Source organism: Sphingomonas eleionomae (assembly GCF_049889035.1).
In the GTDB taxonomy this organism is placed as follows: domain Bacteria; phylum Pseudomonadota; class Alphaproteobacteria; order Sphingomonadales; family Sphingomonadaceae; genus Sphingomonas.
In genome coordinates this window covers 40,735-56,084 of sequence record NZ_JBLTWP010000005.1, presented here as the reverse complement: position 1 = coordinate 56,084, position 15,350 = coordinate 40,735, and the positions used below count along the sequence as shown (strand labels likewise).

Genomic DNA, 15,350 nt, shown 5'->3' with positions numbered 1-15,350 from the left:
TTGATAATGATTGCGAGTCTGGGCAGCCATGACGATTGATGAACTCCGCACTGCCGAACATCGGTTTCAGCGTAATGCGCTGATCGGCTTCGGCATCGCCTTGCTGATCGCAACACTTGTCTTTTCGCTCGCGCGCGGCACGATGTCGCTGCCCGGCGATGTCGCCGCTGCCTTTACGCCCGCGCCGACGGCCGCCGATGCGGCTCAGCCGTTGGTAACGGGTGGTGGCGGAACCGGCGGCGTGATCGGCGGGGGCGTTGGCGGCCCTGCCCAGGCCGGCCGCAACGCGCTGGCCGGTGCCAATGTCGGAACACCGCCCGCGCTGGGCACGCTGACCACGCCAACGGTGCCCGATGCAGGGGCGCTGGCCGGTGCACCCGCCGACGCGCCGCCGGTAGGTCAGGGATTCCTGCCCGCCGATCCGGGCGTTGGCGGGGGCACGACGCCCGGTGGCGGTATCGCACCCGGCGGCGGCACGCCGGGTTTTGCTGGCGGCACGCCCGGTCTGGGCGGTGGCGGTGGCGCGGGACCGACATCGGAAACGCCGACCGATCCGACGACCCCGACCAACCCAACGACGCCAACCGAACCCACAAATCCGACCAACCCAACGACGCCAACCGAACCCACAAATCCGACCAACCCGACCGATCCGGTCACGCCTGCTCCGGCCGTGCCCGAACCGATGACTTGGATGATGATGATCCTGGGTGTGGCGATTGCCGGTGGCGCGCTGCGCCGGGAACGGGCGCGGTCCGGTCTGGCGATGGGTAAACGGGCGACTGCCTGATCCTGGGGATCAGTGGATCAGCATCCGGTCGCCCTCGATCGTGATCCGCTCCATCCGCTGAAGCGCGCTCTGACCGAGCAGGGAAACGCCAATCCCGTCATCCTCGACGATGGCGACCTCCACATCGCTCAGCCGCCGCCCGCCCATGACCAGCAGGTCCATCTGCGCGAGATCGGCGGCACGTTGGCCGCCCACGGTGCGGAACATCCGCCCGTCGCCTGCCGATGCCCGGATGCCCAGCGCGCGCGCATCCGAACGGGACAGCACGACGATGGACGCGCCCGTATCGACCAAGAACCGGTGTGGGCGATCATTCACCATCGCATCCAAATAGAACATGCCGTCGCCCGCGCGCCGGATTTCGGTGGGTTGACCCGCATCCCGATCCCACCCTTCGTGGCTGTCCGGCGAAGCGGCGGCAGGCGACAGCGGGGCGGTCAGCATGGCCATGGCGCTGTCCCGGCTCAGGTCATGGCATGCATCGAACCACTGCCCCGCCAGCGCCGCAGACGCTGCGAGCAGGAGCGCACCCGTCACGGTGCCGGAGGATAACCGCCAGTGCATGGCCCGGAAATAAGGCCCGGCAACTGAACATCCGGTGCCCGCCATTGGTTAACCCGGCATTGAGCAAGATCGCGTAATGATCGAGTTGTTTCTCGACAAAGCGGTTTCCCGCTCAAATAAACCCGTTCGCACTAAGGAGCCGCTTCAGCGGCGTCTCGAAGTGCCTGGGGCCGTGCTTTGAGACGGGGCTGACGCCCCTCCTCAGCACGAACGGTGTTTCTACCATCACAGGACAGACCTTATGCGGCTGTGGCGGCCGATGGCGTTGTCGCCTTGGCTTCCGGATCCAGCTTGGGGATGCGGCGCGTCTGCCATCGGCCTAGGATGAAGGCGACCAATGCGGCAAACACCAACAGGCTGGCCCCGACCCGATAGGGGAATTGCACGCTGGCGGTGGACCGGCTGAGCAGATAGCGGTCGCGCGCCACGGGCATGCCGTTCGCCCGGTAAACTGCAACGGCGGCACCGGGCACCTGGCCGCGCACGCGCAGCAGCGGGCGGCCCTGTTCCAGGATCGGCGCATCGGCATCGCTCGACAATTCGACGAAATGGCGGATCGGGCCACGATCGCCCGGCTCGATCAGCGGCGCATAGCGCGACTGCCGCCGGAACAGGATCACGCTGCTGGAAACCGTCACGGCGCGGCGGACATCGACCGATCCCGCCAGCGCGCGCGTCCCCGGTGCTGCGCCGTTGCCCCCGATCGTCACCGGGGTGGCGGTACCGGCGATGATCATGCCCCAGATCAGCGTCGCCAGCGCCAGCACGACCAGCACCGCGGCCGTGCCGTCGGCCAGCCGACGGAATCGCAGCGCCTGTTCGCGCCAGCCGGCCACGCTCATCGGCGCGGCCGGTGCCGACTGGCGACGCCGCACGATCAGCCAATAGATCAGCCAGACAGGCGCACTGATCAGCGCGGCCAGCACGGCAAAGGTGATGACGGGCAGCGCATAGCCCAGCCGATCGAACTGCCATTCGTTGATCGCCGCCGAAATCCCGCGATACAGCATGGATTCAACTAGGAAATAGCCAACCCCGATCAGGGTCAGGACAAGCGCCGCCATTCGCCAGCGTTTGCGCCGGGCATCGCCCGATGGCGAAGGGGAAACTGCATCAGCGTTGTCTGTCGTGACGGCCATCGCCCGCATCCCATTCTTGCTAACCGGTTGTCCACCCGTCTATTGCCTTTTTATGGCGCAGAGGGAAGCAACCTCCTTCATGCGATTGGGGGACAACAGGTGCGCGAACTCGCCGCAGTGGCACAGCGCAGGCATTGGGCGATGGCCGACCCCGCCGCCGCCATCGGCGCGGCGGGCGCGCTGGCGGGGATTGCGCTGATGGCGCTGCCCCTGTTGATCGAACAGGCGACCGGGGCATGGCGCACGGATCAGGGCGGGCACGGCCCGTTCCTGCTGCTGCTCGGGCTGTGGCTGCTGGGGCGGCACATGCCGGGTCCGCGCCAGCCGCCCCGCACGGTCTGGCCCGCCGGGGCGGCGCTTGCCGTCACGCTAATCGTCTATCTGCTCGCCCGGCTGGCGGCTATTGAATGGGTGGCATGGGTGGCGATGATCGCGGCGGCGGCGCTGGTCACATGGCTGCTGGGCGGGACTGTCCTGTTGCGTCGCATCGCCTTTCCACTCCTGTTCCTGGCCTTGTTGCTACCCCCGCCGGGCCTAGTCAGCGCGCCGATGATCCTGGCGCTCAGCCTGGCGCTGGCCGATCTGGCGGCGCGCATCTTCTGGCTGGCCGGCGTGGATGCGGCCAGCAGCCAGTCGATGATCTATCTCGGCCCTTATGAGCTTCATGTCGCGGATGCCTGTGCCGGAATGGGATCGCTGGTCGGGCTGTCGGCGATCGGGATGCTCTATCTCCATCTGCGCCATGGCGGCGACTGGCGGCAATGCTGGATCATGGTGCCGGTAATCGTGCCGATCGCGGTCGTCGCCAATCTGCTGAGGATCCTGACACTGATGGTGGTCACGCTGTGGCTGGGCGATTGCGTGGCGCAAAGCTGGGTGCATCCCGCCGCTGGCCTTATCCTGTTCGGTTTTGCCATAGCGATGCTGGTCGCGCTCGACCGACTGATCGTGCGGGACCGCCCGGCATGACCCCGATCGGACGCCGCAGCGTGCTGATCGGCGGCGGGCTGGTCGCGGCGGGGCTGGCGGGCAATCTTTTGCAACCGGCCGCCGCCGCCGATGCGGTGCTGGCCCCCGGTGCGCTGGACGCGCTGATCCCCGACCGGGTGGGGGCGTATCGCGGTGTCGCATCCGATCAGCTAGTGCTGCCCAATGTCGATGCGAAACAGCGCCAATCCTATTCCGATGTGCTGATGCGGCATTATGTCGCGCCGGGGGCGCCGATGGTGATGCTGGTCGCTGCTGCCGGTCCCCGCTCCGGCCCGGTCCTGGGCGTGCACGAACCGCGGCTCTGCTATCTGTCGGCCGGATTTTCCTTCACACTCCAGGCGATGGTCCCCGTTCCGCCGCCTGCGCCACCCGGAGCGGTCGCGCGCACCGCGCTTGCCCTGCGCGCCGATCGCAGCGAGGTGATCTTATACTGGATTCGCATCGGCAACCATTTCGTCACCAGTCCCCTGGAACAGCGCACGACCCAGATCGCCGCCAATCTGCGGGGCGTTCAGCCCGCCGCGCGGCTGATGCGCCTGTCGATGCTGGTCCGATCGGCGGATGAGGTGGAGACGGCGATCCGCCTGCTCGCCGCGTTCAACCGGGCGTTGATGCAGCGCCTGTCGCCAACCGGCCGGGCGCTGGTGATGGGCGGTGCGGCATGATCCGGCGGCTCGCCCTGGTCCCGCTGCTGCTTGCCACCGGCTGCGTCCCGGCGGAACCGGAGGGTCAGGTGCTGGCGACGATCGATGGACAAGAGGTCACCCGGCGCGAAGTGGCGGAACAGGTGCGTGCCACCGGCGGCTCCGTGCTGGATGCCGCGGCCCAGGCGCGCGCGCTGGATCAGGTGATCGACCGCAAGCTGCTCGCACGGGCGGCGCGGGCGGCGCTGGTCGACCGCGATCCCGGCCATCAGATCGCGGTGCGCCGGATGGAAGAGACGATGCTGGTCGATCGTTATCTGCGCCAGGCGATGCCCCCCGCGCCGCCGCCCGTATGGACAGCGATGGCAGCCTATATTCAAGCCCATCCCTGGCGGTATCAGCGCCGATATGCCGCGCTGGTGGCGGGTGATGCCGGGCGCCGGATGATCGACAGCGCGGCATTGACCCCCGACGTCGCCGCGCGGCTGGCGGCGGCGGCACCGGGTGCGTCAATCGAACTGACCGCCGGAGAGACCGTGATGCTGGTCGAACGCCTGCCCCTCACGCTGGCTCCTGTGGATCAACAGCGCGATGCCATGGGCCAGTTGGTCACGGCCCGGCAACAGGCCTTTGCCGCTGCGCTGACCAAGCGGCTGAGGGCAGGCGCGTCGATCCGCCGCTGACGAAGCCGGTCGTCGGCTGCGCTACGGCCGCGCGGCACGCTCTGCGATCGCTTCTTCGGCCAGCGTCGTGATCCGCCCGGCCCAGGCCTGCCAGTTCAGCACGGTTTCATAGCGCGCACGGGCGGCGTGGCACATCGCCAGATGATCGTCCGGCCGGTTCCACAGCGCCAGGATCTGTTCGGCATAGGCCTCTGGCCCCGCCAGCTCGTCCAGCAACAGGCCGGTTCTGCCATGGTCGACGATCGTCGATACGCCGCCCGTTGCCGTGGCAATCGCCGGGCGGCCAAAGGCTGCTGCCTCGCAATAAACGATGCCGTATGCTTCCCGCTCGCTGGGCATGAAGAAGAAATGGGAACGGGCATAAAGCGCGCTCAGGCGGCGATAGTCGCCCTCATCCATCTTGTTCAGCCGCCCGTGCACCGTCACCCCGGCCAGCCCGCGTGCCGACGCGGGATCGGCCCCGACGATATGCAGTTCGGCATTGCCGGTCCGTTCGCGCAGGATGCGCCACGCCGCCAGCACCAGTTCCCCGCGCTTGCGCGCCCAGTTATAGCCGACGAACAACAGTGTCAGCGGCGCGGATCGGTCGACCGGCTGGAAACCGGGGTCCACGTCCAGATTGGCCCCCATCGGCACGATTACCGCCCGGTCGGCGGGCATGCCATAGCGGCGCACGGCATCGTCCATGCCCCATTTGGATGCCATGGCGAACCGATCGACCCGTTCGATCAGGTCATGCTGCGCCGAATTGCCATAACGCAGCTGCAATCCGCTGCGCGCGGAATAATGGCGGTAATAATCGGCCATGCTGGCGAACATGGCATCGGTTGCATAAACCACGGGAAAATCCGGCCGGCTGCGCGCGATCTTGTGCGCGGCGGAAATCGCGACGACGGCGTCGGGCCGGATCGCTGCCAGCTGAGCGTCGATCCGCCGGGCATAGACATTGACCAGCCAGGGGTGTCGCTTGATCGGAAAGCCAAGCCATTCCGCGCGGCGGAACCGTTCGGCCAGCGCATCCAGCCGCGGTGTCGTCACCACCGTGACGTCATGCCCCGCCCCCTGCAATGCGCGCAGCGCATACCATGGGATGCCGCTCCACGAGGAACGGGCATGGGGCGTGGCGATCGAGACAAAGGCGATCCGCATCAACGATCCTGGTGTGATGTCAACGTATGATAGTAGGCGGGGTGCACTGATTCGCTCTTTCCGGCAGAATGTTCGAAAATCGCCATGCCCGCTTCCCTGGTCTCTGTCATCATTCCGGCGCATAATGCCGCGCGTACCCTTGATCAGACCTTAGCATCGGCGCGCGCGCAATCGTATCAATCGCTGGAAATCATCGTGGTGGACGATGGCTCGACCGATGCGACCGCCGAACGGGTGCTGGACCATGCCGCCCGCGATCCCCGCGTCCGGCTGATCCGCCAGGCCAATGCTGGGGTGGCATCGGCGCGCAACCGGGCGATGGCGGATGCCACGGGCGATTACATCGCGCCGCTGGACGCCGATGATCTGTGGCACCCGGAAAAGATCGAGCGTCAGCTGCGCGCGCTCCAGAATGCGGGCGACCGTGCCGCGCTCGCTTATGGCTGGTTCCGCCGGATCGACATGGCCGACCGCGTGATTGCCGGATCGCCCTGTCCCCGGATCGAGGGGCGGGTGCTGCACCGACATCTCGACTGGAACTTTATCTCCAACGGCAGCACGCCGCTGGTCCATGCGTCGGTCGCGCGGGCGGTGGGGTTCGATCCGGTGCTGCACCAGGCGGGCAATCAGGGGTGCGAGGATTATCTGTTCCAGTTGCGGATTGCGCGCGATCACGGCTTTGTCTGCGTGCCGGCCTATCTGACGGGATATCGCATTGCGGACGGTGCCATGTCGGGCAATTCGGCACGGATGATGCGATCGCATGTCCAGGCGCTGGACCTGATGCGACCGGTCGTCGGCCCGGCTGCACGGCGACTGATCGACCGCCGCCGCGCCGCCTATGCCCGGCCGCTGGCCCGGATGGCACTGCGTCAGGGGCGCTGGGGGGACGCCGCCGCTATGGTCGGGCTGTTGCTGCGAGCCGGGCCGGGGGCGCTGCTGCGCCCGCGTAACCGTCCTGTGCCCACTGCCAGCACGACTGACCGGCCATTTGACGATTGGGATGCCGTTGCGGACGACGGCGCGTGGCAAACGGCGCGCAGTGAAGCCTGGATGGCACATCTCGCCCAGTTGGACGCCGCGCTGCCTTGAACCCACCGTGCCAGAGGATCAGGCGCCCAGCCGGACCGGGCCTGGCGCATCCGTGGCCGCCCCTGCCGTCACCTTGTCGCGGAACCAGTCCAGCGTGCGGCTGATCCCTTCTTCATAACTGATATTTGCTTCCCAACCGGGCAGGATTTTGCGGCACAGCGTCAGATCCGGGCGGCGGTTCGTAGGATCCTGCGGGATTGGAGGACAGATTTTCAGCCACGAACCAGGCACCAGCGTGGTGATATAGCGGGCGATGTCGATCACCGGGATTTCACGGTCGTTGCCGACATTGAGCGGGCCGCAATAGTCGATCGCGTCCAGCCAGAAATAACGCGACAGGGCATCGACGATATCATCGACATAGCCCCAGCTGCGCGACTGCATCCCGTCGCCATAGATGGTCAGTTCACCCGTGGTCAGCGCCTGGCTGAGGAAATTGGAGACCGCCCGGCCGTCATCGGGGCGGGTGCGCGGGCCATAGACGTTGAACAGGCGGACGATGCGAATATCGATGCCCCGCGTGCGGTGGCATTCGAACAGCAGCGATTCCGTGCACCGCTTGCTTTCGTCATAGGAGGATCGGGGACCAGTGCAATCGACCGCGCCGCGATAGGATTCGGGCTGCGGCGAGATCAACGGGTCGCCATACACTTCCGATGTCGATGCAAAGCTGATGCGACCGTCCGGAGTCAGCTTGTCGATCAGGTTCAGTGCACCGCCCACATTGGCGTTGATCGTCCGAACCGGTTCCCGCATGTACCAGGGCGGCGATGCGGGGGAGGCGAGATGGATGATCTCGTCAAACCGCTCATGGGTCGAAAAACGCTCGATATCGGTGGTGACCAGCTTCATCCGGGGATCGCTGATATGGGCAAGATTGTCGGCCAGGCCGGTCCAGAAATTGTCGACGACGACCATCTGGTCCATGTCACTGCGCTGAAGCAGGCGATCGACAATGTGCGAGCCGATAAAGCCCGCGCCACCCGAAACAAGTATCCGTTTGCCCACCTGCGTTCGTCCCAGTCCTGACGGTTATCACGCCGTCCACCCGGTCCGGCTTATGCGCGGTTAATTTTTGCACTGCAATATAGGTATTCGGCGCAGCATTTGGCGGATTAGCCCGGATTCGGGACAATTCGACCCAGATCGGCCAGTGCGCGGTCGAACAGTTCGGCCGTTGGCCCTTCGGCGCGGACTGCGCCGTTTTCGATCCAGACGATGTGATCCGCCTCCCGGACCAGGTCCAACCGGTGGGTGATGACCAGCGTGGTGCGCCCCGCCATACGCCGTGCGACCTCGCCCCGGATGCGGTCCTCCAGCTTCTGGTCCAGCGCGCTCATCGCTTCGTCCAGGATCATGAGCTGCGGGTTGCGGAGCAGCGCGCGGGCCAGGCCGATGCGCTGGCGCTGGCCCCCGGAAAAGCGCAGCCCTTCCTGCCCGACCCAGGTGCGATAGCCGCGCGGCAGATCCTCGACGAATTCCGCCACCCCGGCATCGCGCGCCGCAGCGATCACCGCATCGTCGTCCGCGCCCGGATCGGCCATGCGGATATTGTCCAGCACCTGACCCTCGACCAGGTCGACATCCTGTCCCGCGACACCGACCAGGCTCAGCCAATGGGTGCGGTTGATCTGGTCCAGTGGCACGCCATCGACCCGGATCGTGCCCGCATCCGGCGCATAGAGCCGCAGCAGCAGGTTGACGAAGGTCGTCTTGCCCGATCCCGATGCCCCTATCAGCGCGGTCGTCCGCCCGGCGGGCAGCGTGAATGACACCTGGTCCAGCACCGGGCGCGTGCCTTCGGGATAGGTAAAGCTTAATCCTTCGACCCGGATTGCGTCGTGAATGTCGTGGATGGGCTGGCCGATCGGCTCCGGCTTTTGCCGCATCGCCGCTTCCAACACGCGGCGCACGGACTTTAGCTGGGGCTGAAGCTGGGCCAGCAGCAGCAGATTGCCCTCCAGCTGGCGGATATGCGGTTGCAGGCGATAGAGCAGGACGACCGCGCCCAGCGTGACGGCGATATCCGTGCCCCACCAGTCGATGCCGCCGACGATCAGGCTCAGGATCGCCAGATAGCCAAGTTCGGTCAGCGGGGAGAGCCAGGCGGTCATCCGTTGCAGCCGGAATGCCGCGACGCGCGCATGGTCCGATGCATCGGCATAACGATCGCGGTGCACGGGTTCCTGGCCATAGGCGCGGATGGTCCTCATCCCCTGCAGCGTCATCAGCATCTGCTCGCCCAGCCCGCGCTGGATGCCCTGCGTTTCCGATCCGATGGCGCGTGCGCGCTTGGCCAGGCGGCGGGAAACCGCGTTGATGATCAGCGATCCGATCATGGCGACGACAAAGATGCGCCAGGAAAGCGCAAGCAGGCACAGCGTGAACACCGCGATCGAACAGCTGTTGATCATCAGCCGGGTCCAGGCGTTATAGGCCTGGGCGATCACCCAGCTTTCGGTGCCCAGCGTCTCCATCAGATGGGCGATGTCGCGTCGCTGAAACTCCGCATAATCGACGCTCAGATAATGGTCGTGGATGCGGTCCCGCGTCCGCTGGCTGATGCGTTCCCCGATCGACGCGCTGATGATGTTATAGGAACAGGTGATCCCCGCCCGCCCGATCAACAGCAGCAGGACGACCGCGATCAGCGCCTGGGTATTGCCGAACTGCGCGGCCAGCTGGCTGAGCCAGCCGACGACGAACCCGCCCGTCGCCACCATGGACCCGCCGACCGTCAGGTAAAAGAACAAGAGGATCAGCGTGACCCCCGCCGCCTCGGCTAAAGAGGACAGAATGCCGACCAGCAACAAAACCGGCGTCGTCCACCGCGGCTTGCTGACCATCGCCAGCAACAGGCGCATTTCCTCGACGGTGTTCTGGCCCGCCAGCCGGGCGATCAGGCCATACCAGAGCGCGCGCAGCATCAGCGGACCAGCCCGATGGGATAGAGCGAACCCGGCGTCAGCAGCGGCTGCGCGTCGGTGGTTATCAAGGCCGTTCGTTTGGGCCAGATCCGGCCCATGACGGCACCGCGCAGCGCACGGGGAAGATCGACCAGCGCGATCCTGGCCGACATCCCGGCATCGAAGGCGGCGATGGTTTTCAGGATATCGCCCAGCTGGCCGAAACGGCCGGCAAACATCGCCGCCCGCGCCAGCCATGCGGCATAGTTTCGATAGCCCCGCCGCATCAGCGGGATCATGCCTGGATGCCGCATCGCCATTTCATCGAGCACCATGCGCCACGACCTCAGCATCCGCACGACATTTGACGACATCGCACCCGGCAGTCGGCGATACCCCACCAGCGGCGCGGCCACGACGCCGAACCGGCATTCGCCAGCCGCACGCAGATAGAACAGATAATCCTCGCACCCCTGGGCACCGGCATGATGCAGCGCCGGTTCAAAGCCGCCCGTTGCCTCCAGCACCCGGCGGCGGACCAGCGCCGCGCTGCCATTGGCGACGAAATTGCCGCACATCAACCGGTGCAGCACATCGCCCTCCAGCGCTGGCGAGGGGCGGCATTCGATGACACGGCGATCGGCATCAATCAGCGCATAGCCCGCATAGACCAGCCCGACATCCGCTCCCCCAGCCGTCATCACATCCAGTTGCCGCGCCAGCTTGTCCGGCGACCAGACATCGTCGGAATCGATGAACGCGACCAGATCGGCATTCGTACTGCGCCAACCATGATTGCGCGCTGCCGCCACCCCGGCATTTTCCTGTTCGACCTGGCGAACCCGCCGGTCGGATGTGATATGCCGTGCAACCCGCGCTGTGCTGTCGTCCGTCGATCCGTCATCGACGACGATGATCTCCAGATGCGCGTGCGTCTGTGCCCGCACGCTGATCAATGTTTCGTCGATCGTCGCCGCTCCGTTGTAATTCGGGATGACGACCGCGATCAGGGGTTCGGCAGGTCGGCCGGTCATCGCTGATACTCCAGGATCTCGCCCACCCGCCCCATCGTCCAGCCGTCCGCGGCCTGAATGACCGGTAACTGCATCGGATGTCCCGACAGCTGCACATATCCCACGCGATTGGTTAGCATCGCGTTATACCCGCAATCGACGGCCAGCTGCGCCAGACGATCATCGCAACCACTGCGCGGGGCAAGCAATGCGGTCGCTCCGCCCTCCGATCGTCCACGGATCAGGTGCCGGGCCAATGTCGGCGTATCCAGCGTAAAGGGGATGTCCACGGCATCAAGCGCCAGCCCGCGCAATAACGGACCATCGTCCCTGGGCGTAAAGGGGGCATCCACGGGCAGGAATGCCGTGGCGGCGAGTCCGGCCCCATCCAGCATCGCCGCGATCCTTGCCAAGTCATCCGGCCCCCGCGCTTGAAAGGCAAGCGCTACGCCGCGCCGGGGAAAGCGACGCCCGCTGCGCTGATGCGCCGCCACTGCGTCCATCGACAAGGCGGTGGCACCGGATGTTGCAAGCCAGGTCAGGTGGCGCTCCACCGTCTCCAGCGAAAGCGCGTCATCGAACAGGATCAGGGGCAGGTCCCGCCGTGCGCCGCCGGGCACGATCCTCCTTGCGCTTTCCGGGTCCCCGATCGCACCAAGAGCCTGGAGTGCCGCTCCATGATCGTCGGCTGGCGCAGTATTTGGCAGCATCGCCCTGGCGGCGGCATGTTGCCGCCATGCCCGGCCCAATGCACCGCGATCCAGCCAGTTGCCGGACCGTGCCAGCCGCCGCGCGATGGCGGGCAGGGCGGACCAGGACGTGGCCCGTGCCATCAGGTGCGGCAGCGTGTCCGGCGCGATCCCGTCTGCTACCAGCGCGCCGACGCGGCTGGCGGACAGTGACCCCAGCACGCCCAGCAGGATGCGCCCAGCCGGCCGGTCACCCGCGCGGATATCAATCATCAGCCGATCGACGCCCGGACCAACCAGGATCGGGCCGGGCGCATTCCAGGCAAGCGCCACCCGCTGCACATTGTCCAGCGTGACCGGCAACCGCTCGTCCGACGCCGCCCCGACGAGCAGTTCGCGGACCGCATTGCACAGATGCACCGCGCGCTGCGGCGCGCCCCACCCTTGAGCGATGGCCGCCGCCACCTGCTCCACCTCCGCCCGGATATCGTCCCAATCCGCGAACATGGCCGCGCGCACGGCACAGGTCCGCACCTCGATCCCCTGCACGATCGTATCGGCGATCGCGGGCACCCAGTGCGGCTCGCGTTCCAGATGCGCCAGGATCGCCGGGTCCAGCGGGCGCGGATCATTCGGCGTCCATCCGACGACGGCGCACCACAGGGCGAACCAAGCATAGGCTTGATCCGCGGTCTGGCCCATCGAATCGCGCGCGATGCCATCCGCGAACTGGGGCAGGGGGCTGGCGACGCGCGGGTCCGGCTCGAACGCCCGGTCGATCACGCGGCGACCGTCGATCAGCATCTGGCGCGTCCGCCGCGTCAGCGATCCGGGGCTTTGCCGGTAATAGCAGAGCGGCCGGTCGAGCATCACCCAATGCGCGCCCGCCCGCGACAGCCTTTGCCACAGATCCCAGTCCTCGCACGTCACCAGGCTGGTATCGAAGCCCCCGGCATCGGCCACCCGCTGACGGTCCATCAACAGGCAGTGGATGGTGACGACGGCACAGGTTCGGGCAAAGGTTTCGAACGGTGCCTTGGCCAGCGTGTCGTCGATCCGCGCCTCGGTCATGCCGCCGTCCGGCATCACCCGGCGATACCCGCAATAGGCGATGCTGCCCCCCGGTGCCCCGGTCAGCGCGGCCAGCATCCGGGCCAGGAAATCCTCCGCCCACCAGTCATCGGCGTCCAGAAAGGCCAGCCAGCGGCCCGTCGCCTGAAACAGGCCGCGATTGCGCGCCGCCGCTGCGCCCTCGCCCGGACCGTGGATCAACCGGATACGGCGGTCGTCCTGGACCATGGCCGTCACCAGCGCGGCGGTATAGTCGGTCGATCCGTCGTCGATGATGATCAGCTGCCAGTCGGTCACGGTCTGTGCGCGCACACTGTCGATCGCCGCCGCGATCGTGGCGGCGGCATTGCGGGCGGGCATGACGATGCTGACCAGCGGCGGATCAGCCATAGGGCGGCCTTGGCTGGCTCAGGTAAAAGGCGATCCCGGACAGATAGCCGCTGATCTCGCGCCAAAGGAACCGGTCCTCGCGCCGTCGCCTGCCGATCAGGGTGCGGGCGGCCCGGCGCAGATACCAGCGCGGCATCACCACCATCAGCCGCCACAGATTGCCGCGCCGCCCGGTGCGTTCATACTGCACGAGCAGGGCAGCGCTATGCCCGCGCATATAGGCGCGCAGCTGCTTGGCCAGCCCGGCAATGTCGCGCCGGTGATAGTGAAAGGCGGTGGCGGCGGGTTCGTATCGGCACCCGATTCCGACATCCAGCAACCGATACCAATATTCGGAATCGCCGGAACACCCGGCCTGTCCGACGTCCAGCCGATCGTCAAAGCCACCCGCTCGGTCGAACACGCTGCGCCGGAATGCCATGCTGGCCCCCGCGCCGATTTTCCAAGGCGCAAAGCAATGGCGGCCATGATCGGCGGCGGCAAAATCGGCGGGCGTGAAATCAATGCGGCGATAGCCCTGGCCAAAGCTCCATCCCGATTCGAACAGGAACTGCGCTTCGCTGGCCAGTTCGGCGGGCAGGACCAGGCCGGTGACCGCCCCGATCGCCGGGTCGTCGAATGCGCCGACCATCCGTTCCAGCCAGGTGGGATGCAGCATCACGTCATCGTCGGTATAAACCAGGATGTCGCCTGTTGCGGCCTGCCATCCGCTGTTCCTGGCATAATCCAAGCCTGGCCGGTCCTCGCGCACATAGGTGACGCCTGCGGCCAGCGCGGCGGCGCGGGTGCGCTCATCAACCGATGCATTGTCGACGACGATCACCTCGACCGGTGCCAATGTCTGATCGCTCAGCGAGGCAAGGCAGCGCGCAACCTCGTCCGGTCGGTCGCGGGTGCAGATGATGATGCTGGCGCACTCGGCGGGCTGCGCGAACGGTGGATAGGCGATCGCCTCGGCCGGGTCGGCCAGACGCCGGGTGCCATCGGGCAGGATCAGCACATGCCCGATGGCCCTGCCATCCTGCCAGAACACGGTCATGCCAGGCTCCGGCCGCGCCGGTTCGGCATTGCCCGTCCAGGGCCGGTGCCAGACCCCGGTCCGGTCCGGCGGCAGCGCGTGTCCGCTCATCGGGGCGATGTCCTGGCGGTGACGGCGGTCGCGCTGTCGATCAGCCAGCGCGCGGCGGTGAAACACGCTGCCATGACGGCGTTCAGGATCGGCAGCGTCAGGCGGAGCAGTGCCGCATGGAACAGCACCGATCCGATCAGCACCCCGATCAGCAGCACCGCCGATTCGCGCGGCGGCAACAGGGGCAGCAACCAGGGCTGGATCGCCGCCAGCACGATGCCGTGCAGGAACAAGAGCTGCGGGGAATTCTGGCCCAGAAAGCTGAACAGCCGCGCCTGGCGCATCGCCAGCGTGATCTGCGCCAGCCACAGCACGAACATCAACAGCGACAATTCCATGGCGATCAGCATCACGGGTTCCCCGTACAGCCCGTAATACATCCGTGTCGCAAAGCCGAGATCGCAGGACAGGCACGGCCCCTGTGCAAACAGGCCGGGTCGGTTGAACCACCCGATCGCCAGCGACAGGGGCAGGCCGATCACGCCCAGCCAGTGCGGCACCGCCCAATCGCGGGGGATACGCATTCCGATCAGGAAAAACAGCACGGCGGCGGGCACGTTGCGCCATTCCATGAAGTTGTCGACGCCGCTGATCCGCACCCCTGCCCAGATGAACAGCGCATAGGCGGGAATCGCTGGCACGAACCATCGCCAGCCGCGCTCGATCGTCCATGTGATCACCCGCGTCCAGGCAAGCACGATAAAGAACCAGCCGACAAAGCCCGACTGGCCAGTGCCGGTCAGCAGCGGCTTGGCGAACTGGCGCAGGGTGGAGACCCAGCGATAAAAGGGATTGTGAAAGAAATCCCCGGTCCAATAGGCGATCCCGTGAACCGCCGCCGCCAGCGCGATCAGCATCAGGCTGTGGGTCAGCAGCGACGGGAGCGATCGGCGCTTCAACTGGCGCGCACCCATGCCCGATAGCAGAAAGAAACAGGCGACATGGGCCGCCATCAGCTTGATCTGAATGAGCGTGGCAATAGCATCCGTGGGCGACGCCCGCGTGTTGGCATAAAAGAACAGCATGTGCATATACACAATACCGACCATCAGATAGCCGCGGGCAAGGTCCGCGCGCGGGTCCAGCATGATCCTCGGCTTG

14 protein-coding genes are annotated in these 15,350 nt (G+C 66.5%); 5 read left to right on the top strand and 9 right to left on the bottom strand.

The window, feature by feature from the left end:
- Nucleotides 1-28 precede the first annotated feature (28 nt).
- Nucleotides 29-790, top strand: coding sequence for a PEPxxWA-CTERM sorting domain-containing protein (locus ACNI3Q_RS13945; RefSeq protein ID WP_426277703.1), 762 nt, complete (start codon nucleotides 29-31; stop codon nucleotides 788-790).
- Nucleotides 791-799: 9 nt separating this feature from the next.
- On the opposite strand, the gene ACNI3Q_RS13940 is transcribed toward ACNI3Q_RS13945, so the two are convergent.
- Both ACNI3Q_RS13940 and ACNI3Q_RS13935 read right to left on the bottom strand, forming a co-directional pair.
- Nucleotides 800-1,327, bottom strand: a complete 528-nt coding sequence (locus ACNI3Q_RS13940; protein WP_426277701.1) for a retropepsin-like aspartic protease family protein — start codon at nucleotides 1,325-1,327, stop codon at nucleotides 800-802.
- Between the two features lie 266 nt (nucleotides 1,328-1,593).
- The gene (locus ACNI3Q_RS13935; RefSeq protein ID WP_426277699.1) at nucleotides 1,594-2,493 is read right to left on the bottom strand and encodes a hypothetical protein; all 900 of its coding nucleotides are present in this window, start codon (nucleotides 2,491-2,493) and stop codon (nucleotides 1,594-1,596) included.
- Between the two features lie 99 nt (nucleotides 2,494-2,592).
- Between ACNI3Q_RS13935 and xrt the strand changes: the two genes are divergently transcribed.
- Genes xrt through ACNI3Q_RS13920 form a run of 3 tightly spaced genes read left to right on the top strand, consistent with a single transcriptional unit; the run spans nucleotide 2,593 to nucleotide 4,810 of the window.
- Entirely contained in the window at nucleotides 2,593-3,462 is an 870-nt protein-coding gene (gene xrt, locus ACNI3Q_RS13930; protein WP_426277697.1) for an exosortase, read from the top strand.
- On the top strand, nucleotides 3,459-4,148 hold the full coding sequence (locus tag ACNI3Q_RS13925; protein ID WP_426277695.1) for an exosortase C-terminal domain/associated protein EpsI: 690 nt from the start codon (nucleotides 3,459-3,461) through the stop codon (nucleotides 4,146-4,148). Before xrt ends, ACNI3Q_RS13925 begins: the two co-directional genes overlap by 4 nt.
- A complete protein-coding gene (locus ACNI3Q_RS13920; RefSeq protein ID WP_426277693.1) occupies nucleotides 4,145-4,810 on the top strand; it encodes a hypothetical protein in 666 nt (221 codons plus the stop codon). Before ACNI3Q_RS13925 ends, ACNI3Q_RS13920 begins: the two co-directional genes overlap by 4 nt.
- 21 nt (nucleotides 4,811-4,831) lie before the next feature.
- Here ACNI3Q_RS13920 and ACNI3Q_RS13915 read toward each other — a convergent pair whose 3' ends face one another.
- On the bottom strand, nucleotides 4,832-5,959 hold the full coding sequence (locus tag ACNI3Q_RS13915) for a glycosyltransferase family 4 protein (RefSeq protein WP_426277691.1): 1,128 nt from the start codon (nucleotides 5,957-5,959) through the stop codon (nucleotides 4,832-4,834).
- Between the two features lie 84 nt (nucleotides 5,960-6,043).
- Here ACNI3Q_RS13915 and ACNI3Q_RS13910 point away from each other — a divergent pair, with 84 nt between their 5' ends.
- Nucleotides 6,044-7,051, top strand: coding sequence for a glycosyltransferase family 2 protein (locus ACNI3Q_RS13910; protein WP_426277689.1), 1,008 nt, complete (start codon nucleotides 6,044-6,046; stop codon nucleotides 7,049-7,051).
- Nucleotides 7,052-7,069: 18 nt separating this feature from the next.
- Here ACNI3Q_RS13910 and ACNI3Q_RS13905 read toward each other — a convergent pair whose 3' ends face one another.
- The 6 genes from ACNI3Q_RS13905 to ACNI3Q_RS13880 all read right to left on the bottom strand — a co-directional run bounded on the left by ACNI3Q_RS13905 (nucleotide 7,070) and on the right by ACNI3Q_RS13880 (nucleotide 15,337).
- Nucleotides 7,070-8,059, bottom strand: a complete 990-nt coding sequence (locus ACNI3Q_RS13905) for an NAD-dependent epimerase/dehydratase family protein (protein ID WP_426277687.1) — start codon at nucleotides 8,057-8,059, stop codon at nucleotides 7,070-7,072.
- A 107-nt stretch (nucleotides 8,060-8,166) separates the two neighbouring features.
- Nucleotides 8,167-9,978 (bottom strand): ABC transporter ATP-binding protein, encoded by a 1,812-nt coding sequence (locus ACNI3Q_RS13900; protein ID WP_426277685.1) that lies wholly within the window; start codon nucleotides 9,976-9,978, stop codon nucleotides 8,167-8,169.
- The gene (locus tag ACNI3Q_RS13895) at nucleotides 9,978-10,991 is read right to left on the bottom strand and encodes a glycosyltransferase (RefSeq protein WP_426277683.1); all 1,014 of its coding nucleotides are present in this window, start codon (nucleotides 10,989-10,991) and stop codon (nucleotides 9,978-9,980) included. Before ACNI3Q_RS13895 ends, ACNI3Q_RS13900 begins: the two co-directional genes overlap by 1 nt.
- Nucleotides 10,988-13,120 carry a glycosyltransferase family 2 protein gene (locus ACNI3Q_RS13890; RefSeq protein WP_426277681.1) on the bottom strand — a complete coding sequence of 711 codons (2,133 nt, stop codon included), beginning with the start codon at nucleotides 13,118-13,120 and terminating at the stop codon, nucleotides 10,988-10,990. The genes ACNI3Q_RS13895 and ACNI3Q_RS13890 overlap by 4 nt, the downstream gene beginning before the upstream one ends.
- Complete coding sequence (locus tag ACNI3Q_RS13885) at nucleotides 13,113-14,249, bottom strand: glycosyltransferase family 2 protein (protein WP_426277679.1); 1,137 nt, start codon at nucleotides 14,247-14,249, stop codon at nucleotides 13,113-13,115. Before ACNI3Q_RS13885 ends, ACNI3Q_RS13890 begins: the two co-directional genes overlap by 8 nt.
- Entirely contained in the window at nucleotides 14,246-15,337 is a 1,092-nt protein-coding gene (locus ACNI3Q_RS13880; RefSeq protein WP_426277677.1) for an acyltransferase family protein, read from the bottom strand. The genes ACNI3Q_RS13885 and ACNI3Q_RS13880 overlap by 4 nt, the downstream gene beginning before the upstream one ends.
- Between the last annotated feature and the right edge of the window lie 13 nt (nucleotides 15,338-15,350).

What these genes read in the sequence shown, in the direction of transcription:
- ACNI3Q_RS13920 (WP_426277693.1), top strand. Translation starts at nt 4,145, where the DNA reads ATGATCCGGCGGCTCGCCCTGGTCCCGCTGCTGCTTGCCACCGGCTGC.
- ACNI3Q_RS13935 (WP_426277699.1), bottom strand. Translation starts at nt 2,493, where the DNA reads ATGGCCGTCACGACAGACAACGCTGATGCAGTTTCCCCTTCGCCATCG.
- ACNI3Q_RS13945 (WP_426277703.1), top strand. Translation starts at nt 29, where the DNA reads ATGACGATTGATGAACTCCGCACTGCCGAACATCGGTTTCAGCGTAAT.
- ACNI3Q_RS13900 (WP_426277685.1), bottom strand. Translation starts at nt 9,978, where the DNA reads ATGCTGCGCGCGCTCTGGTATGGCCTGATCGCCCGGCTGGCGGGCCAG.
- ACNI3Q_RS13895 (WP_426277683.1), bottom strand. Translation starts at nt 10,991, where the DNA reads ATGACCGGCCGACCTGCCGAACCCCTGATCGCGGTCGTCATCCCGAAT.
- ACNI3Q_RS13910 (WP_426277689.1), top strand. Translation starts at nt 6,044, where the DNA reads ATGCCCGCTTCCCTGGTCTCTGTCATCATTCCGGCGCATAATGCCGCG.
- ACNI3Q_RS13915 (WP_426277691.1), bottom strand. Translation starts at nt 5,959, where the DNA reads ATGCGGATCGCCTTTGTCTCGATCGCCACGCCCCATGCCCGTTCCTCG.
- ACNI3Q_RS13885 (WP_426277679.1), bottom strand. Translation starts at nt 14,249, where the DNA reads ATGAGCGGACACGCGCTGCCGCCGGACCGGACCGGGGTCTGGCACCGG.
- ACNI3Q_RS13890 (WP_426277681.1), bottom strand. Translation starts at nt 13,120, where the DNA reads ATGGCTGATCCGCCGCTGGTCAGCATCGTCATGCCCGCCCGCAATGCC.
- ACNI3Q_RS13880 (WP_426277677.1), bottom strand. Translation starts at nt 15,337, where the DNA reads ATGCTGGACCCGCGCGCGGACCTTGCCCGCGGCTATCTGATGGTCGGT.
- ACNI3Q_RS13925 (WP_426277695.1), top strand. Translation starts at nt 3,459, where the DNA reads ATGACCCCGATCGGACGCCGCAGCGTGCTGATCGGCGGCGGGCTGGTC.